We start from the raw sequence: 20,686 nt of genomic DNA, 5'->3' as shown, positions 1-20,686 counted from the left end.
AACTATGTTTTAAAATACTTCTAAAAAAACTATTTTTGCACCATTTCTGTTTTATTCAGTATCTTTTCCTTTTTCAATTTCGCTAATAATATCTCTCAAGTCCTCTGGCGAAATCTTATCTTTTTTTGCGAAAAACGATACCATTTCGCGAAACGAATTTTTAAAATAGTTGCCTACAAAGTTGCTCATAAAGTCTGATTTATAATCTGTTTGAGCTATTTTTGGTGTGAAATGATATACCAAACCATGTTGTTTTGCCACTAAATACCCTTTGCGTTTCAAATTGTTCATTACCGAAGCAATAGTAGTGTAGGGTGGTTTAGGCTCTTCTAATTGCTGCAAAATATCTTTTATTGTACAATTGTTAAGTCGCCATACTTGCAACATAACCTCTTCTTCTTGTTTTGTTAGCTTTTCCATATTCGAATTTTATTCTATAGGTTGCTGCAAATTTACGATTAATTCGTAATAACAACAATCTTAGCACGCTAAAAAATGTTAATGGGTTAATATTTTATATTGATTAATAGTTTAATACGAAAAAATAATAGATATGTTCTGCAAAATAAAAACGGCTCTACATTTAGCACATTCCACATAAATAGTTTTTTTATTCTTTCACGTTTCAATTGTTATGCACCTTATAATAAACGTAAATAAAAAGATGCCAAAATGCTAATACAACAATAAAGCAAAAACAGCCCAAGCCTAAACAACTGTTTGTTTAAAGAGTGTGTAATATACTTCTAAAATTTTGTAATTAAAACCTATGCAAATATTAATAAGAAAATAAAAAACTGTAATTAAAAAATTTTATTTTCTTATTAATAATTTCCTCCTTCTGTTATGTGTTTTTATATGGCTAATATATATACCTACCAAAAGGCGCACTACTCTTCAAAAAAATAATATAATTGCCAAACTATGATATTAAAAATATTTAGTATCTTTGCTTTTGTAAACATTAAATTGAGCTTATGAAACCATATACAGCTGTTATTGTGTTCCTTACATTAGTATTGTCGTCGGTATTTACAAGTATAAATAGTTACAACCATACAAAGAAAATGATTGTAAACGATATGAATCGCGCATTAGCATTAACGCTTTCTGAACAGCAAGAAGCCTGGATAACGCCCGATACTATTATAAACTATCGCAAAAATTTAAAGATAGATGTGCTCCGAAACGAGTCGTTTGTAACTTATGCACTTAACAATACACCAAAAACACTATGCAGTAAGCCTATGAAATGGGTAAGAAACAACAACAGAAATATTATTCTCCAGTCGTATGCAACTTGTTCTCTTTTCACCATTTACGGACTTTCTAACCAGCGTTCTACTGCTTTTCTCTTGTTTTTATCCCTCGTTTGGCTTGCCAGTTCGGTTTATTGGTTGCGCAAACATAGTTTAGGCACACTTGTTTTAAATAGTTTAATCTATTCAAACAATAGGCAAATGTTCTATAATATAAAGCAAATGCCAGTTCCTTTTACTCCTATGCAACAACAACTTATGCAGCTTTTTGTTGCTTCTGCCGACTATAAATTGTCTAAACAAACCATTTGCGATGCACTTTGGCCAAAGAAACCCGATGCAACCGAAACGCTTTATACACTTATTAGACGTATAAAACCAGTGCTAAAAAAATATGCTGGTTTGAATATTGTTACCGAACGAGGTGGCGATTATCGTTTAGAAAAACAATAAGAAAAATGCTACAATTTTGCAAAAATATAGCATAAGAAACTGATGTATATATTTTTTGTATAGCACGAACATCTATTTTGTGTTGAATATAGGCACTTTGCAGAATATTGCATAGATAGCCCATTAAAGAATATTATTGTTTTAATAAGGCGTTTACAAATTTATTATCTTTTTCGTGTCTATAAAATAAGGTTTCGTTGTTAAGTATTTATTCTTCTAAAATAGCAAAATAGGCTATGTTGGTTACGTTTCAGTAAGATGTCAGACACTTGTCAGCCATATTTTACCCTATTTTTTGTTGTTCAATCTAACTTTGTCTAATAAACTATAACCTATCGTTGCAATGCTGCAATATGAAGCAAAGGAGCGAAACTAAATTTATTGAATGACAATGAAACGATTTTTTACTTTATTTTTAATTGTTATGGCTGGGCAATATGTTTTATGTGTTCACGCTTTTTCGTTTAATGCAGTGTGTTTGCAGCACAATTTTACACAGAAAGAAGTTAGCGACACGGTGCAAACAAATAAGAACGAAAAGCCCGTAAAACTATCTGGCGTAACAATAGAAGCAACAAGAGTGATACAAAAACCCGACGGACAACTTATTTTTCCATCGAAAACGCAACGCAATAGTTCTACAAACGGATACAGTTTGTTGGCAAAACTCAGTTTGCCACGTATCAGAATAAACGAAACAATGCATACAATAACAGCATTAAATAACAATGGCGATGTGCAAATTCGTATTAATGGCGTGATAGCAACAAAGACAGAATTGATAAATATGAATCCAAAACTGGTGAAAAACATTGAATTTATAGATAATCCTGGTGTTCGTTATGGCGAAAATGTGGGCTATGTGCTAAACATTCGTACCGCAAAAAGCAAACAAGGAGGGGCAATTGGCATAGACTTAAACAATGCTTTAACAACAAAAAGTAGCGATAACACAGCATTTATAAAATTTAATAGAGGCAATTCGGAACTTTCGTTTTCCTATTCTTTTAATTATCAAGACTTCAAAGGAAGCAGAACTAAAGAAGAGGCTAACTATCAATTAAGCAACAATACATCTTATTATATTGCGCGAAACGACTTATCGAGCCGTAATCGTACGGTTAGAAATGGGCTTCAATTAAAGTATAATCTTGCCGATTCAGCATTGTCTTACGTGTTTCAAGCAAGTTTATCGAACGACTTTAATCATAGTCTTAACAACGATAAAACATATCAAATGTTTACACCCGAAGGTAATTTCCTCTCGGAAAGTCGCAATTCTGAACGTAGTTTTTCGCCAGTTCTCGACCTTTACTACTATAGAAAGTTGGGCAAAAGTAACAACATTACAGCCAATATAGTGGGTACAACAATTGGAACAAAGGCAAACAACTATCTAAAAGAAGTTTCACCTTATATATATAATGTAGATGGACAAATGCGTTCGTTATATTCTGAGCTTATTTACGAACACCAATTGCGCCCTTTTACCATATCGGCAGGTATAAATAGTATGTTGAAATATATACGAAACGAGTATATTGGCGATGTAAAATCGTTTAATAAGATGAATTATTCTACCTTATATATGTTCTCGGAAATAAAAGGAAATTGGCAAAAATTGGGTTATGTTTTTGGCATTGGAGCCACAAATGCAGGCTACAAACAAGCCACCGATAAATATAACTATTGGCTTTTTCGCCCTAAACTTAGTTTAAACTATTCTGTTACGCAAGCATTATCGGTGCGATATAGTTTTGAAATCTTCGAACATATATCGCGTATGGCAATGATTAGTAATACTAAAATCAGAGAAAACAGTCGCGAATGGCGTGTTGGAAATCCTAATATAGAGCCAAATAAGGTTGTTCAGCAAATAGTAAATATAAGTTATGTGCGCCCACGTTTCTATAATTTGGTTGATTTCTTTTGGCGATTGAATACCAATCCCAATATGTCTAAATACGTTCGTAATGCCAACAATGAGTTTTATTATATGCAAGCCAACCAGAAACGCATAGAAATGTTCAGCATTTCAGATGCTTTCAACATTAAAATCATACCCGATGTGCTCGAAACAACATTGGTTGGAGCACTCTATCGCTTCATTAACGAAGGCGACGACTATAAGCATAGTTTAACAACATTCAATTTTCAAGCCAGTATACAGGCATATTTAGGGCGTTGGACACTTACAGCGTATGCCGATAACGGGTGGAAATTCAACGAAGGAGAAACACTTGCGCACAACGGAAGTAATATTTATGTAGGCAGTAGCTATCGGTTGGGCAATTTACAGCTATCGCTTTACATTAATAATCCATTTACTCAACACCACAAGGACTTACATTCGCACATATTAAATTGCTATGTAACGAAAAATATAGTGCAGCGTAACCGTGATATGGGCAATTTTTTAACCTTCAATTTGTCGTGGAATTTAGAGTTTGGACATAGAAAACAGAATAAGAAAGAACATAATCAGCACAAAGATACCGATACGGGAATAATGTAAACAAATAGAAAAGCAGCATATTTAATGTTGCTTTTCTTAATAATATCTATCTTGTTAAAGCAATAGTTACACTTTTCTTCGGTTTTATTGTTCTGTTTTCACCTAATAGAGGTGTGTATAAAATAATAATAACCTTAAAATAATTTCCTTATATGACTTAAATTTACTATTTTTGCATTATGTATACGGCATACGAAAAATCGTATTCGTAAAAAGAAATAAGAACTATGCTGGCAAAATATCACTACGCTGTGCTTATACACGAGCAAGCAAAAAAATATGGAACAAAGCCCGTTATAACTTTTAGACATTTTGGAAGTTTAGAATGGAAAACGGTATCGTGGAACCAATTTTCTATGCGCGTAAAGCAAGTTTCTAATGCTTTAATAAACTTAGGACTGAAATCACAAGAGAAAATTGCCGTATTCGCACAGAATTGTATACAATATCTTTATACAGATTTTGGTGCTTATGGTGTTCGTGTAACCACAATTCCATTCTATGCATCAAGTTCTGAACAGCAAATACAGTATATGATACAAGATGCGAGCGTTCGTTTTGTTTTTGTTGGCGAGCAAGAACAATACGATAAAGCACATCGTATACTTCCACTTTGCCCAACATTAGAACGTATTATTATTTTCGACCCAAGTGTACGCATAAGTTCTCACGATCCGCATGCTATCTTTTTTGAAGATTTTTTAAAACTTGGCGAAGGATTTCCACGCCAATCAGAAGTAGAAAAACGATGGGCAGAGGCAAACGATAACGATATCTGTAACATTTTATATACTAGTGGTACAACAGGCGAGAGTAAAGGCGTTATACTTACACACGGTATGTATAATGCTGCAATGATTGCTAATAGTAAATGTGTACCTGTTACAGATAAAGATAGATCAATTGACTTTTTACCCTTTGCACATGTCTTTGAAAGAGCCTTTGCTTATTTAGTATTAGGCAACGGTGGTGAATTGATAGTGAACACATATCCAAAAGAAATTCAAGAAAGTATGCGAGAAACCCACCCAACTTGTATGGCTTCGGTGCCACGCTTCTGGGAAAAGGTTTATATAGCAGTGAAAGAAAAAATAGAAAATGCAAGTGCTGTACAGCGAAAAGTATTTGAACACGCATTAGAAGTAGGGCGCAAACACAATGTAATGTATCTTGGACGGGGCAAACGTCCTCCTTTAAGTCTACAGTTAGAGTATAAACTCTTAAATAAAACAGTTCTTGCATTGGTTCGTAAACAGTTAGGTTTAACCAATCCAAATTTCTTTCCAACAGCAGGTGCATACGTTTCGCCCGAAGTTGAAACATTTGTACATAGCATAGGTCTTGATATGTTGGTGGGTTATGGCCTTACAGAGAGTGTGGCTACAGTTAGTTGCGACCATCGTGGAAAGGCTTTTACAGTGGGTTCAGTGGGAAGACCAATAGAAGGACTACAGATAAAAATAGGCGAAAACGATGAAATATTGCTGAAAGGTCCTACTATTACCCCTGGATATTACCATCGTGAGCACATAAACGAAACTGCTTTTACTGCCGATGGCTACTTCCGTACAGGCGATTCTGGGTATCTTAAAGACGGAGAACTGTATCTGAAAGAGCGCATAAAAGACCTTTTTAAAACATCGAACGGCAAATATATTGCACCACAAATGATAGAAGGGTTGCTCTTAGTAGATAAGTTTATCGATCAAGTAGCTATTATTGCCGACCAACGCAAATATGTTTCAGCACTTATAGTACCCGAATTTAGAGTTTTAGAGGAGTGGGCGAAAGACTTTAATATAGATTATGATAGTCGAGAAGCTCTTTGTAGCAATCTACAAGTAAACAAAATGATGAAAGAACGTATAGCTACGTTGTTGCAATTGCTTGCTCCATACGAACAAATAAAACGCTTTACACTATTACCACACCATTTTTCAGCAGAGAATGGAGAGCTAACAAATACATTAAAACTGCGTCGCCCAATAGTTTATAAGAACTATAAGGACGTTATAGAAAGTATGTACGAAGAATAAGAAAACACCATCTAAAAACATAACACGAAAGTGATTACAGCAGAACAACTAAAAGATGTGGTGGCACGTGTAGATGCTTTACATCACTATTTAGGAATAGATAAAAAGAAAATTGAGTTCGAAGAAGAGCAACTTCGTACCCAAGCACCTGACTTTTGGGACGATGCTGACCGAGCACGAGAGCAAATGAAAAAGGTAAAAGGCATTGAAAAATGGCTGAAAGGATATGAAAATATTAAATCGGAAGCCGAAGAATTGCAGCTCGCATTCGACTTTTATAAAGACGAACTCGTTACCGAAGAAGAAGTAGATAAGGATTATGCAAAGGTAATATCCGATATAGAGAATCTCGAACTAATGAATATGCTCCGTCAAGAGGAGGATCCTATGGAGTGTGTTATGAAGATTAACTCTGGTGCGGGTGGAACAGAGAGCCAAGATTGGGCATCTATGCTGATGCGAATGTATATGCGTTACGGAGAAGCACACGGCTATAAAGTTACCATTTCAGATATTCAAGATGGCGATGAGGCTGGTATTAAGAGCGTAACTATGAAATTCGAAGGAGGAGAATATGCCTATGGCTTTCTAAAAAGCGAAAATGGGGTGCATCGTTTGGTGCGTGTTAGCCCATTTAATGCACAAGGAAAACGTATGACAAGCTTTGCCAGTGTGTTTGTTTCACCCCTTATTGACGACTCTATTGAGGTATATGTAGACCCAGCACGTGTAAGTTGGGATACTTTTAGGTCGGGCGGTGCTGGTGGACAGAACGTAAATAAGGTTGAATCGGGCGTACGTTTGCGTTATCAATATGAAGATCCTGATACAGGGGAGCAGGAAGAAATACTTATCGAAAACACCGAAACACGCGACCAACCCAAGAATAGAGCAAAAGCAATGCAGCTTTTGAAATCGCAATTGTACGACCGTGCAATGAAAAAACGTATGGAAGCACAAGCAAAAGTAGAGGCATCGAAGAAGAAAATAGAGTGGGGAAGTCAGATAAGAAGCTATGTTTTCGACGACCGTCGTGTGAAAGACCACCGCACAAACTATCAAACTTCTGATGTAGATGGGGTGATGAATGGAAATATTGATGGCTTTATAAAAGCCTACTTGATGGAATTTCCAGAAGAAGAAAAATAACTTTTAGGAGTGTAAAAATAGAAAAAGGTGAATAGAAAGAGAATTTCTCACCTTATTATATATAGTAACCAGTGAAAAGTTATAACGGCTTTTCTCGTAAAAAAATTATCACAATGAGCAATAAAAACAAATTAAGAAAGAAAGCAAAAGAGGCACGCGAAGAGAAAGAAGCTAAGTCTGTTTTTAAGTGGATAATAATATCTCTTATGATATTAGCTCTTATTTTAATGACGTGGGCAATGACTTTTAATGCATAATGAGTAGCGGGTTAGAAATTGAACGTAAGTTTCTTGTCCATAAAAATATGGATTGGAAGAGCCAAGCATATAATGTAAGTCATGTCCGACAAGGCTATTTTGCAGCTATAAATACCGTTCGTATTCGCATTCGAGATACAAAAGGCTACCTCACTATTAAAGGAAAGTCGGTTGATGGGGGGCTTTCGCGTTACGAATTTGAAAAAGAAATAACTCTCGAAGAGGCAGAACAACTTCTTCAATTGTGCGAGAAAGGTATAATAGACAAGCATCGTTATTTGGTGAAAAGTGGCAAACATACTTTTGAAATTGACGAATTTCACGGCGAGAACGAGGGCTTGGTTATGGCAGAAGTAGAATTGGAAAGTTTGACTGAACCGTTTGAAAAACCTAATTTCATAGGAATGGAGGTTACAGGCGACCCTCGTTTCTACAATCGGCAAATGCGTAACTATCCATTTACTGCTTGGAAAGAAACCTTACCAGCAGAGTACCGATAGCCAAAGCAATAGTACTACCTATAATATCGGCAATAAAATCGAGCCATTCGCCACTTCTGTTTCCATTGGTACAATAGGCTTGCAATAGTTCTATGCCTCCTCCTAAAAGCGATGGTAGCAACCATACACCAAGAAACATACCTTTTGGGGTTACAGGTTTGTGGTTATGAAAATACTCGTGTGCCACAATCATACCGAGCACAGTGTATAAACCAATGTGTGTCCACTTGTCTATGAGTGTAATACCACTTAATGGAGTCTCTGGAATAGGTATTAACGAAACAACTAAAATAAATATAGTCATCGCAATAGCCATTGGAAACTTGCGCAATAGAGAGAATGTTTTGTTCATAAATCTATTCTATTTTACTGCAAAAATACCAATATTTTTCTGTTTCAGTGGAATTTCTGCTGAATAATCTAAATACAATCGTAAACCGTTCTATGAATTTTCGTGAATTCTTTTACCTGAAAAAGTCAGATAGGAAAGTCATTACCTTTCTGTTATGTCTTACTATTGGAGTGTTAGGAATTTTGTTTTTATTAGGTAATAAGCGTAGTAGCACATTGCTTAATGCTGCCGACAGTTCGGCAATAGCTACAGAAAGAACAAGAGATATAGCCAGTTACGAAACAAGTTCGGGACAATATAGATTGGAAAACGGGCAAAAAACAGAATTGTTTCCTTTCGATCCTAATACAGCAGATAGTTTACAGCTGAGCCGTTTAGGGCTTGCACCCTATCAAATACGCAATATTTATCGCTACAGAGCCAAAGGAGGTGTGTTCCGTTCGCCTCAATCGTTTGCTAAAGTTTATGGTTTAACTCGCAAGCAATATCGCGATTTAGAGCCATACATAACCATTGGCGAGGACTATCAGCCAGCCTTTACAATGGAAACTATACGCAATTACGAACGAGGACGGATAGAAGAACAACGCAAACTACACGAAGCCTACGAAGAATATAAGAAGAACGATGCCTATAAACCATACAAGAAATACGACAGAGATACCATTCGATACCCCATTAAAATAAAAATGGGCACACATATAAACCTTGCTTATGCCGATACAACTATGTTAAAGAAGGTTCCTGGTATTGGTTCTGGTTGGGCAAAAACCATTGTTAGCTATGGCGAACGGCTTGGTGGATATGTAGCGGTGGGACAACTGAAAGAGATAGAAGGGTTCCCTGTAGAATCGTTACCTTTCTTCGAAGTGCGTAATGCGCAAACAAAACGTCTCAATCTCAATACACTTTCGTTGTCACAACTGCGTCGCCACCCCTACATAACCTTTTATATGGCACGTCAGATAGTAGAATACAGACGACTGAAAGGCAGATTAAGTAGTTTGTCGCAACTTCGATTGCTCAAAGAATTCCCAGCCGATGTTATTGAGAGGCTACAACCATACGTCTGCTTTTAGTAGTTCTTATATATTAAAAAGGTGGTTTTTGGTTTGTAAAAAGGTATGTTTTGCAAGCCAAAAACTACCTTTTTACAATGCAAAAGTATAGCTTTTTATAAGCTATTGAGAACTAATTAGTTAATAATACTATTTATATCTTATTGGGTTGGGGCTATAATAGCATCACTATTTCTGTTCTCTCACCAAATCTTCGTAGGCTTGGTTCATTTCATTCATCAGTACTTCAAAGTTATCCGAATTAAGTGCCACACGACGGAACATAATCTCTAAGTTATCACTTTCTATGGAAATAGGCTCATTGTGCAGCAATGCCATTGTGCCATAGAGCATTAAACGGAAAACGGTAGCCTGGTGCAAGGTTGCCAATTCGGGATTAATAGTTCTCAGTACCATACTATATGTCATCATCTGAGTACGCACCATAGAACGGATAGCAAGGGCTACATCTACTGGTTGAATATCTTTTGCACCACGTTCGTAGCTTTCGAAGAACTCTGTTATGGTTTGTAACCTTCCCGTAAGCAAGATACTAACCTGCTGTTGATACTCTTTAATGGCAGTTTCGTACAGTTCTTTAGACCCACAAGCATAGCGAAGAAGTATTTTTGGCGATGTTGAATTACTGAATTTTCTACGTTTCATGTCTTCAGCAACAGCCTCTCCGTCAGTGTAATTAAGCCGAATAAGAATTGGGAACATTACAGAAACATAGTAAGCCGACAACCTTTCGTAGTTATCGGCTATTATTTTCTTATATTCTAAGGGTGTTATATTCTTCTTTCCAGGCTGTGTGGCATCTATACTACCACTTATAAAGGCTTGAAAAAAACCTCTTGTCATAGCCGCCACTACCTTGTGCCGACTAACAGTTGTTATGTGCATGTGTTTTGTTTTCTATCTATGTCCGCCAAACGAACCACTGTTTTGTGTCGGGCGTTCTATTGTTTGATTAGGTTGCATACTAGGACGCGGAGCACTATTTCCAAACGATCCACGACTGCTATTGTTATTATTGAATCCGCTATTAGACGGTTGCGTTTCAAGACGACGGCTTTCTGACCCAAAAGAGAACGTGCGTTCAGAACCATTGTTGCGACCAAAGCTACCACCAAAATTAGAAGGCTGTGATGTTGTTCCCTGACGAGAGCCACCGAAGCTACTATTATTGTTGGAACGTTGTGGCATTTGTTGTGGTTGTACACCAACAGGTTGCCCCTGTATAGTGGTATTTCCGAAGCTTCTTCTGTCCACACTTTCATTATTTCTGCGTTGATTTCCAAAAGAAGGACGGCTACTATTGCTTCCATTTTGTGGTGTTTGCACTACGCGCGAACCATTGTTACCGTAGTTTCCAAAGCTACCATTATTGCGGTTTATCACAACAGGCTGCCCTGTTCGTCTACCAAATCGCCCGGCATAATAACTTTGTTCTCCAAGATTTCTACCACCTCTATAAGTATCGTAGTATACAGGATATGAGCGATAGAAGTAGCGCGGATTGTCGTAACGGCTGTAAATGCTGAAAGCGTATGTATTGTCGTACCAGTAAACAGGACGATAGAAGTAGTCCATATTTACGAAGTAGTTGTATTGAGAGGCATTCAACACATAGAATATATCACTATTACGACGTGCCCAATAGTCGCCATAAATTGAGTTTTCACCTCGCATATTAAGCAAATAATCTAAGTTTATTTCGTAAATAGCCTCGTATTGAGCATCGTTAAGTCCTAGTTCGTAAGCCATTTTGTCTGATAAAAAGAGAGCCTGACGGCGTGCATCTTCGTATCGTATGCCCGAATAAGCATATCTACCACCGTAATCAGAGCCGTAACCAGCATTGTAAACATCACCTCCAGATGTATAAACTACGCCAGACGAACCACCATTTAAGGCAAGTAGACTATCGCAAGAAGTAAGAGACATTGTAGCAACGATGGCACTTAACCATATTATATTTTTACTTTTCATAATCTATTTCCTCCTATTTTGTTATATTTTTATTCAATATTTCTGCTGCAAATATAATAGTAATTCCCCATACAGCCAAAGGCGTACACCTATATAAAAAAGGGAATACCCTACTTTTTTAATTTTATGAATATAGTATTTGGCAGTTTAAAATCATTATTTTTAGGTATGTAAGTTATAGAAAGAAGATACCAATACATTCATAATCAATAAAATTATCTATATGGTAATGAGTAAATGTAAACTTTTTTATTGTTTAAATATTGTTATGTAAATGTGTGCTATATATATAATGTAAAATGACACATATATTAAATGAATGAACAATAAATGTAAATGATAGCGGAATGATATGGCTTTTACTTATTATTAGGTATTGTTAAACATTGCAAAAATAGATATCTTTGCAACTTAAAATTAAAAGCTATTCACCTAATAAAAATAATTAACGCTACATGAAACGAAATTTTATGTTACTATTAAGCCTATTTTGTGCTATAATAACGATGGCACAGGGCACAGATGCAATGCTTTTCGGTGATGTTAAGGCGAAAGAGACAGGACAACACCTGCCTTATGCCACCATTACAGTGAAAGGAACGAATATGAAAACTAAGTGCGATGCGTCTGGACACTTTAAGATGTCTGACCTGCCAGTAGGGAAACAGACTGTCGTAGCAAGCCTCGAAGGTTATCAAGAAGAGGAACTCGAAGTAGAAATGGTAAGTGGAAAAGGTACTGCTGTCTATTTTAAGTTAGACAAAGATGCCTTAGAACTTAGCCAAGTAGTGGTAACTGGTACGCGCACAGAGCACTTTGTAAAGAATGTTCCAATACGTACAGAGGTACTGACATCGCAGGCTTTAAAGCGTAAAAACGCCCTTAACCTGTACGATGCGCTAGAAGGTGTACCCGGAATACGCGTAGAACAGCAATGCCAATTCTGCAATTTCTCTATGGTAAGAATGCAAGGACTTGGTGCTGAACATACCCAAGTGCTACTCGATGGTGAACCTGTATATTCTGGATTGGCTGGAGTTTACGGTCTACAACAGATGGGAACAAACGATATAGACCGTCTGGAAGTGGTAAAAGGAGCAGGTTCTGCACTTTATGGAAGTAGTGCTGTTGCTGGTGCTATCAACATTATATCAAAAGAGCCAACCTTCGAACCAACGGTAAATGCCGACATTCAGTATGGAAGCTTTGGACATAAAAGTTACAAAGGTTCAGGTTCTATACGCTATAGAAATATAGGTTTATTGGTAACAGCACAGCGAACAGAGGAAGATGCCGTAGATGCTACACAAGATGGACTAACTCGTGAAGAGGTAAAACATAAAGATCAGATTTCCGATAGAGTTTATAGCCTTATGAATAATGTAGGAGCAAGTGTCTACGTATATAGTCCTTTTGCTAAGAACGATAAACTTGTGCTTCGTGCAAAGGCTATGGACGAACTTCGTTATGGTGGGAATATGAAAGATGATCTATTCTTAAATCCATTCTCAGCCGGCACAGAGAATATCAGAACCAATCGTATCTCAACCGATTTGGCTTATACATTACCAATAGGAGCACATTCAGAACTTAACTTAGCAATGGCTTACGTACACCATAAACGTAATGCAACCAACGATACCTTCCTATCTAACTATAGAGAAGCTACCACCGATGCAACTCACCCTGACGGTGTTGATCCCGATGTAGAACTGATGCGCCCTTATATTGCTAAGGAAAATACATTCACACCTTCGCTTACGCTGACTACAATTTGTGGTAATCACACTCTATTGGCAGGTGTTCAGAGCTACTTTACACACCTTCGCGAAACAGGTCTCTATATTATTTCGTCAGACGATGAACGTGGTAACCCTTACTTTGGCATACCTTACACCTCTATTGGTAAGAAACATGCCGATGAATTTGGCTTCTTTGTACAAGACGAATGGAACATATTGCCTAACTTTACAGTAGTACCTGGCTTGCGGTTAGATACTCACTCTTCTGGCGAAGAATATACAACAAGTCAAAGAGTTTCTGATTCTGCATTCCCATTGACCCACTTCAGCAAGACTTCATTCAACCCTCGTCTTGCTATTAAGTATGCGGTTAGCCCATCGTTCATACTTCGTGCCAACATAGGAACAGGTTTCCGTGCACCATACGGCTTCTCAGAAGACTTACATCTTTGCTCTGGTTCACCACGTGTTTGGAAGTCATCAAACCTTAAAGGGGAGCGTTCTATAAGCTATAACTTCTCTGCCGACTACTATACAAAGAATGTTCAGTTGAGTGCAAATATCTTCCGCACCGACCTGAAAGATAAAATTCAGTTTGCTCCAGCAAGCGATGATGTTAAGAAATTCGGCTATACCTACCAGTGGGAGAATGTAGACGATGCATACGTGCAGGGTATTGAGCTCGGCATAAAATGGAATCCATTTAAAGATTTCAAGACTGGTGTGAGCTGGACCTTTAATCAAGGTAAGTTTAAACACGAGCGTGCAGAGTGGTCAGACCCTAATTCTGAAGAATGTGTAGCTACTCCTGCTCGTTTAGCATACGCTAAAGAAAGTAAGTATATATCTCGTTTCCCTGCTATGACAGGCGATTTAACATTGGAATACACTCCTGGTACTTGGTCGTTTGCACTAACAGGGTCGTTGCAAGGAACTATGTATATAGATTATAACTCTGAAGATGCACCAGAAACATCGAAGATAAAGAAGACTAGTACATTTACTTTGTGGAATCTTCGTGTAGCTAAACGCTTTGGCTCGTTTAGTGTTTATGGAGGAGGAAAGAATATCTTTAGCTATCTGCAAGACGAAAAGCATGGCGATGATGCTGCCTTTATGTATGCTCCTGTCTATGGCGCAACGTGGTATGCAGGTGTTAGTTTGAATCTATAATAAAAGGTGTAGACAACAGAATATCTATTTTAAAATGCAAAAATGGTTCGCATCAATCGATATGCGAACCATTTTTGTATAGTTAAAAATGTAGGATTGTATTTTAATTACAGCTATTTTTAGCAGCCGTTTTTATGTGTCATAATATCCAACACCATAATATCCATCTCGTTCATTGCATGTTTTCCTAAGCTAGTAAGGTTGCGAATAGATTGGTCAATATCCTTATCAATAATACCTTCTGCTTCCGTTACATGTTGGTTAGACATAGAAAGCATTGCAGAAAGTACCGCAGTAGATACACCAGACGATACTTTTAAAGCACAACTTGGCTTTGCACCATCGCAAACCATACCCGTAAGGTTAGCAATCATATTCTTTATAGAATAGCAAATGTTGTTATAGTCGCCACCCATCAAGTAGGTTATGCCGCAGCTCGAACCTGTACAAGCCACAATACAACCACAAAGTGCCGATAGTGTTCCAAGATTTTGTTTAATATAAATAGCTGTAAGATGGCTCAATGTTAGTGCTCTTACCAATTCGTCGGGTGTATTTCCATTCTCTTTAGCAAACACTACAACAGGATTGGTGGCGCAAATGCCCTGATTTCCCGACCCACTGTTGCTCATTACAGGCACCATTGCTCCGCCCATACGTGCATCGCACGCTGATGCAGTCTTAGAAAGAATGTGCGAATAAATACTATTACCAAACAAACCACGACTTATTGGTCGGTCCATTGTCTTTCCTACGCAATGTCCATAGTTGCCTTTTAGTGCTTCTTCGGCAGCATTCATATTGTAACGCTTAGCTTCTAAAATGAAATCAATCTCGTTTATGGGTGTTGTTGTCGCAAAATCCCATACCAATTTCAGATTTAGCTGAATGTCGTCGTTATCTTCCGATGTACCATCTCCTGCCTCAACTTGTTTGTTAAGTAGTACTTTGCCATTCATTTCCTCGTACACAAAGTTTGTATGGGTTTTAGAAATTATGGCAGTAGCTTTGTTCTCGCCAGCTTCGCAGGTTATTTCGACATACAATTTCTCGCTTATTCCACTCTTTAATTTTATATCTATGTGGTTTTCTGCTACATATTGCTTACCTTCTTCCAGCGATTCGGGTGTTAAATCTTTAATAACCTCAAGCTGATATTCCGACTTTCCAATAAGCGCTCCCAAAGAGATTGCAATTGGTAAGCCTATCATTCCAGTACCAGGAATTCCAACGCCCATTGCATTTTTTAAGATATTAGCAGATAAAAGGGCTTTAATTCTTTCTGGTTTCTGTCCTAACAGCTCTGTGGCACGTGCTGTACAGAGTGCAACAGCCATAGGCTCAGTGCAGCCAACGGCAGGAACTACCTGTCGATGAATCAAATCTATGATTTGTTCGCGTATGTTTTTCTCAAGCATTTCTGTTACGAATTAGTTGTTTGAGTGCAAATTTACTCAATTTTTAATAAACCAAAAGGAAAACAAAAGAAAAATTACAAACGGATAAAAACTTTGAGTTTGATTTTGCTATTGGTAAACATTGTCGTACCTTTGCACACAGATAAACTTTCGGTTTAACCGAAAAGGGGGTGCCACTCTATTGAGTGAGCTGAGATTATACCCGTATAACCTGATGCAGGTAATGCTGCCGTAGGAAGTGCGAATATATAGACATTTGCGTTTATCTATCCTTAATTTAGTGTATCCCCCTATATTTTGGTTTTCCGAAAAGTACCATTTGTTACTTTGATGGCTTATGATGCACTATGTAAAAACTCTCACAATAGCAGGCTCTGACAGTGGTGGAGGAGCAGGTATACAGGCGGATATTAAAACAATGTCGGCTTTAGGGTGTTACGCATCTTCGGTTATTACGGCTGTTACAGCACAAAATACAAAGCAAGTGTTCTGTGTTCAGAGTGTTGAAGCTACAGTTGTAGAGAGTCAGTTACGTGCCGTTCTCACCGATTTGCGTCCCAATGCTATAAAAATAGGTATGGTTGGTTGTGCAAAGAATATCGAAACTATTGCGCAGGTATTGGTTGAATACAGGACGGTTCCACTCGTTATAGACCCTGTAATGGTTTCTACATCTGGCAAAAAACTTATAGAAGAAGACGCTATAGACACCTTCTGCCAATGCCTTTTACCTATGGCAACTATACTAACACCCAACATTCCAGAAGCAGAGACTTTAGCACGATGCGCAATTGCAACAATATCTGATATTGACAAGGCTGCAATAAAAATCTTAAACCTTGGTTGTAAGGCGCTATTAATAAAAGGTGGACACATAGAAAGCGCTACTAAAACCGACCGACTCTACTTTGCCGACAACAGCAAACCAATAATCTTTGAAACTGAGACTATCGATTCTGTTAACACACATGGCACAGGTTGCACCCTCTCTTCGGCTATTGCAGCATTCTTAGCGCGTGGTTTAGAACTTGAAAAAGCTGTTGCAATGGCAAAAAACTATGTATCGCAGGCTATAAAGGAAGGTGCAGACGTGTGCATAGGCAGCGGACATGGAGCAGTAAATCATTTCTTTTGTCCTGAAAAACTAATAAAACGATGAACAACATACAGTTTATTACACACGAGAACCAACGATTTGGTTACGTAGAAGGTGCTGAAATGGCTCTTCGTGGTGGTTGCAAATGGGTACAGTTGCGTATGAAAGACGCTACCGATAACGAGTTTTTAAGTGTTGGAAGAAAGGTTTCCACACTCTGTCGCAACTATAATGCAACCTTTTTGCTTGACGATCGTGTACATTTAGTTGCCGAACTTGGTGCCGACGGTGTACATTTGGGTAAGAACGATATGCCCATCAGCGAAGCACGATGTATGCTTGGTAGTGAAAAAATAATTGGTGGAACTGCCAATACCTTTACTGATGTGCAGCGTTTGGCAACCGAAGGAGCAAACTACATTGGTTGTGGTCCCTTTAGATACACTAAAACAAAACGCAACCTTGCACCTATACTTGGTTTAGAGGGATATCGGAATATTCTAGAACAAATGAAAAAAACAAACATTTGCCTACCACTTATTGCCATTGGTGGTATTGTTAGCACCGATATAGCTGCACTTATAACCATCGGCATAAGTGGAATAGCTGTCAGCGGAGCCATACTCGAAGCAATAAATCCTATTAACGAAATGACGAAACTAATAGAAATATAACATTATGAAGAACGAAAACATTAAGATTTCTTATCCTAATTCGGAGAAAATCTATAAGCGTGGTACGCTCTATCCAGAACTAAAGGTGGGTATGCGGCGCATTCTTCTTACACCAACAGTTAAGAACGAGGGTGGCAAACGCATAGAGCTACCCAACAATCCTGTAGTAGTTTACGATACAAGCGGACCATACAGCGATCCGAATATAGAGATCGATCTAAACAAAGGTTTACCTAAGCTCCGCCAAGCATGGATAGAAAAGCGTAAAGGAACACAGATGTATTATGCAAAGAAAGGCATCATAACAGAAGAAATGGAATACGTTGCTATTCGCGAAAATATGAATTGCGAGGCTTTGGGCATAAAAACATACATCACACCCGAGTTCGTTCGCGACGAGATAGCAGCAGGGCGGGCAGTCATTCCTGCCAATATCAACCACCCCGAAAGCGAGCCAATGATTATCGGAACGAACTTCTGTGTGAAGATAAACACCAATATCGGCAACTCACACGAAAATTCGAGCATCGACGAAGAAGTCGAAAAGGCGGTTTGGAGCTGCAAATGGGGTGGCGATACCTTAATGGATTTATCGACAGGAACGAACATTCACGAAACAAGAGAGTGGATTTTACGCAACTGTCCCGTACCAGTAGGCACCGTTCCGATGTATCAAGCCTTCGAGAAGGTGAACGGCAAGGCTGAGAAACTTACTTGGGAGATATTCCGCGACACACTGATTGAACAGTGCGAGCAGGGCGTTGATTACTTCACAATTCACTGCGGAATCCGCTTAAAGAATGTCCATCTTGCCAACGGACGCCTTACGGGTATGGTGAGTCGTGGCGGAAGCATCATCTCAAAATGGTGTCAGGTGCACAACGAGGAGAGTTTCCTGTACAGCCACTTCGATGACATCTGCGACATTTGCGCCAAATACGACGTTGCAATATCGCTTGGCGACGGCCTGCGCCCCGGTTCTACCTACGATGCCAATGATGCTGCACAGTTTGCAGAGTTGGACACGATGGGCGAATTGGTGGAACGGGCGTGGGCAAAAGACGTTCAGGCGTTCATAGAGGGTCCCGGACACGTGCCGATGCACAAGATTAGGGAGAATATGAACAGACAAATAGAGAAGTGTCACGGTGCGCCTTTCTACACTTTGGGCCCTCTTGTAACCGACATTGCGCCTGCCTACGACCACATTACCAGTGCCATTGGTGCGGCAATGATAAGCTGGTACGGCACGGCAATGATTTGTTATGTTACCCCAAAAGAACATTTGTCGCTGCCCAACAAGGACGATGTGCGCACAGGAGTCATTACTTACAAGATTGCTGCCCATGCTGCCGATTTGGCAAAAGGACACCCGGGTGCAACCATAAGAGACAATGCACTAAGCAAAGCTCGCTATGAATTTCGTTGGAAAGACCAGTTTAATCTTGCGCTCGACCCAGAGAAGGCACTCGAATATTGGAAAACATCTAACAAGGTGGGTGGAAAGTTTTGCACAATGTGTGGACCAAACTTCTGTGCAATGCGCATTAGTCAAACATTAGAGAGTGGAGAGTGTAACGAAGAAGTAGTATAAAAATAAACTAAAACAATACGATTATGATTGAAAAGAAAGTGTCTAAAGGAATTATCAGTACTTATTTTGCAAAGATGGAACGATGTCTCGAACTCGATGTTGCCATTGTTGGTGGTGGTCCTTCTGGAATTGCTGCCGCCTATTATATGGCAAAAGCAGGACTAAAAGTGGCGCTCTTCGACCGCAAGCTATCGCCTGGTGGTGGTATGTGGGGAGGTGCTATGATGTTCAACCAGCTGGTTATACAGCAAGAAGCCCTACATATAATTAGAGATTTCGACATCAATTACGAGCCTTACGAAGATGGTTTGTACACTGCCGACTCATTGGAATGTACCTCAGCTCTACTCTACAAAGCAACACACGCAGGTGCAACTATATTTAATTGTTACTCTGTTGAAGACGTTGTGTTTAAGAACAATGTTGTAAGCGGTGTAGTTGTGAACTGGACTCCCGTGCTTCGCGAAGGTTTGCACGTAGACCCTTTGAATATTATGGCTAAGTTTGTGATTGACGGAACTGGCCACGATAGTGAGATGTGCCAAGTGGTTGCGCGTAAAAACGGCATAAAGCTTAACACAACAACAGGCGATGTGATTGGCGAACGCTCGTTAGATGTAGCGGAAGGCGAACGACAAGTGGTGGAAGGAACAAAGGAAATATATCCTGGTTTGTATGTTTGCGGTATGGCATCGTCGGCAGTTGGTGGTACACCACGAATGGGACCCATCTTTGGCGGTATGCTCCTTTCTGGCAAAAAAGTAGCAGAAGCCATTATCAATCGTTTGAAATAGAATTATCAATGAGTGGCAATGGTTGCACGACAGCAACCGTTGCCACCTATTTGGTTCACTTAGTATATGGGAGAACAATTGAAAGATTATTCAAAATCTAAAACAAAATTTTGTTATTTAAATATTATTTATTTAACTTTGCGCTGATATTTTATTATTACTAACAATTATGGAATATTAGAAAAACGGATATAATACAGTGTGAACAAGATGTCAATAAAGTTATTATAGACTCAAACTTTGATGCTTCTATGAAACAAGAATTACAAGGTACTAATAGTTTAGCAGCTAAAACAACTATCTTTTGGAAAACTGTTAAAAAAGAATATGAATAATCAACCTGATGAAAGGAAATAAGATTGTTCTATCTCTCTTAGAGATTAATACCGTTATTATGGCGTTATCTAAACTACTATCTATTTATAATAATAAGGGTAATGCCTTTTTATTGATATCATATAATATATTTTATGTCTTGTCGTATGTCCTAATATTAACAATTACGATAACTGAAAGTATAACTTTATATAAGACCTTTAGAGATGATAGTAACTCTTTGTTCCGCATGATTTCAGTTGTTAGATTCATTTCTATGATTTTGTTTTGTATTGCTATTCTTTT

Annotated in this window: 17 protein-coding genes; 12 read left to right on the top strand and 5 right to left on the bottom strand. The window is 38.3% G+C overall.

Annotation, left to right across the window (positions count from 1 at the left end; translation table 11 throughout):
* Positions 1-51 precede the first annotated feature (51 nt).
* Complete coding sequence (locus HMPREF9144_RS00875) at positions 52-420, bottom strand: BlaI/MecI/CopY family transcriptional regulator (protein ID WP_006043896.1); 369 nt, start codon at positions 418-420, stop codon at positions 52-54.
* A gap of 557 nt (positions 421-977) precedes the next feature.
* Between HMPREF9144_RS00875 and HMPREF9144_RS00870 the strand changes: the two genes are divergently transcribed.
* The 6 genes from HMPREF9144_RS00870 (at position 978) to HMPREF9144_RS00850 (ending at position 8,169) form a co-directional block, all read left to right on the top strand.
* Complete coding sequence (locus tag HMPREF9144_RS00870; RefSeq protein WP_006043894.1) at positions 978-1,712, top strand: winged helix-turn-helix domain-containing protein; 735 nt, start codon at positions 978-980, stop codon at positions 1,710-1,712.
* Positions 1,713-2,103: 391 nt separating this feature from the next.
* On the top strand, positions 2,104-4,227 hold the full coding sequence (locus HMPREF9144_RS00865) for a TonB-dependent receptor (protein WP_249031156.1): 2,124 nt from the start codon (positions 2,104-2,106) through the stop codon (positions 4,225-4,227).
* A gap of 227 nt (positions 4,228-4,454) precedes the next feature.
* Positions 4,455-6,263 carry an AMP-dependent synthetase/ligase gene (locus HMPREF9144_RS00860; RefSeq protein WP_006043892.1) on the top strand — a complete coding sequence of 603 codons (1,809 nt, stop codon included), beginning with the start codon at positions 4,455-4,457 and terminating at the stop codon, positions 6,261-6,263.
* 30 nt (positions 6,264-6,293) lie between these two features.
* Positions 6,294-7,412: a peptide chain release factor 2 gene (prfB, locus tag HMPREF9144_RS00855; protein ID WP_006043891.1), complete on the top strand. Its 1,119-nt coding sequence runs from the start codon at positions 6,294-6,296 to the stop codon at positions 7,410-7,412.
* 113 nt (positions 7,413-7,525) lie between these two features.
* Positions 7,526-7,669 (top strand): hypothetical protein, encoded by a 144-nt coding sequence (locus HMPREF9144_RS13465; RefSeq protein ID WP_006043890.1) that lies wholly within the window; start codon positions 7,526-7,528, stop codon positions 7,667-7,669.
* Positions 7,669-8,169 (top strand): CYTH domain-containing protein, encoded by a 501-nt coding sequence (locus HMPREF9144_RS00850; protein ID WP_006043889.1) that lies wholly within the window; start codon positions 7,669-7,671, stop codon positions 8,167-8,169. The genes HMPREF9144_RS13465 and HMPREF9144_RS00850 overlap by 1 nt, the downstream gene beginning before the upstream one ends.
* Here the strand turns inward: HMPREF9144_RS00850 and HMPREF9144_RS00845 are convergent.
* Entirely contained in the window at positions 8,129-8,521 is a 393-nt protein-coding gene (locus HMPREF9144_RS00845; protein WP_006043888.1) for a VanZ family protein, read from the bottom strand. The two genes, HMPREF9144_RS00850 and HMPREF9144_RS00845, sit on opposite strands and share 41 nt — an antisense overlap.
* A 92-nt stretch (positions 8,522-8,613) precedes the next feature.
* Here HMPREF9144_RS00845 and HMPREF9144_RS00840 point away from each other — a divergent pair, with 92 nt between their 5' ends.
* Positions 8,614-9,600, top strand: coding sequence for a helix-hairpin-helix domain-containing protein (locus HMPREF9144_RS00840; protein WP_006043887.1), 987 nt, complete (start codon positions 8,614-8,616; stop codon positions 9,598-9,600).
* Positions 9,601-9,768: 168 nt separating this feature from the next.
* On the opposite strand, the gene HMPREF9144_RS00835 is transcribed toward HMPREF9144_RS00840, so the two are convergent.
* Both HMPREF9144_RS00835 and HMPREF9144_RS00830 read right to left on the bottom strand, forming a co-directional pair.
* The gene (locus tag HMPREF9144_RS00835; protein ID WP_006043885.1) at positions 9,769-10,485 is read right to left on the bottom strand and encodes a hypothetical protein; all 717 of its coding nucleotides are present in this window, start codon (positions 10,483-10,485) and stop codon (positions 9,769-9,771) included.
* Between the two features lie 12 nt (positions 10,486-10,497).
* On the bottom strand, positions 10,498-11,574 hold the full coding sequence (locus HMPREF9144_RS00830; RefSeq protein ID WP_006043884.1) for a hypothetical protein: 1,077 nt from the start codon (positions 11,572-11,574) through the stop codon (positions 10,498-10,500).
* A gap of 455 nt (positions 11,575-12,029) precedes the next feature.
* Between HMPREF9144_RS00830 and HMPREF9144_RS00825 the strand changes: the two genes are divergently transcribed.
* The gene (locus HMPREF9144_RS00825; protein ID WP_006043883.1) at positions 12,030-14,489 is read left to right on the top strand and encodes a TonB-dependent receptor; all 2,460 of its coding nucleotides are present in this window, start codon (positions 12,030-12,032) and stop codon (positions 14,487-14,489) included.
* Between the two features lie 119 nt (positions 14,490-14,608).
* On the opposite strand, the gene HMPREF9144_RS00820 is transcribed toward HMPREF9144_RS00825, so the two are convergent.
* Positions 14,609-15,907, bottom strand: coding sequence for an L-cysteine desulfidase family protein (locus HMPREF9144_RS00820; protein ID WP_006043882.1), 1,299 nt, complete (start codon positions 15,905-15,907; stop codon positions 14,609-14,611).
* A 337-nt stretch (positions 15,908-16,244) separates the two neighbouring features.
* Between HMPREF9144_RS00820 and thiD the strand changes: the two genes are divergently transcribed.
* Genes thiD through HMPREF9144_RS00800 form a run of 4 tightly spaced genes read left to right on the top strand, consistent with a single transcriptional unit; the run spans position 16,245 to position 20,065 of the window.
* Positions 16,245-17,066, top strand: a complete 822-nt coding sequence (gene thiD / locus HMPREF9144_RS00815) for a bifunctional hydroxymethylpyrimidine kinase/phosphomethylpyrimidine kinase (RefSeq protein WP_006043881.1) — start codon at positions 16,245-16,247, stop codon at positions 17,064-17,066.
* Positions 17,063-17,677 (top strand): thiamine phosphate synthase, encoded by a 615-nt coding sequence (locus HMPREF9144_RS00810; protein WP_006043880.1) that lies wholly within the window; start codon positions 17,063-17,065, stop codon positions 17,675-17,677. Before thiD ends, HMPREF9144_RS00810 begins: the two co-directional genes overlap by 4 nt.
* Positions 17,678-17,681: 4 nt before the next feature.
* A complete protein-coding gene (gene thiC, locus HMPREF9144_RS00805; protein WP_006043879.1) occupies positions 17,682-19,271 on the top strand; it encodes a phosphomethylpyrimidine synthase ThiC in 1,590 nt (529 codons plus the stop codon).
* A 23-nt stretch (positions 19,272-19,294) separates the two neighbouring features.
* Positions 19,295-20,065, top strand: coding sequence for a sulfide-dependent adenosine diphosphate thiazole synthase (locus tag HMPREF9144_RS00800; protein ID WP_006043878.1), 771 nt, complete (start codon positions 19,295-19,297; stop codon positions 20,063-20,065).
* Positions 20,066-20,686: the final 621 nt, after the last annotated feature.

The organism is Prevotella pallens ATCC 700821, assembly GCF_000220255.1.
Classification (GTDB): Bacteria; Bacteroidota; Bacteroidia; order Bacteroidales; family Bacteroidaceae; genus Prevotella; species Prevotella pallens.
Note: the sequence above shows the minus strand (reverse complement) of the source record. Positions and strands in the feature narration are given on the sequence as shown.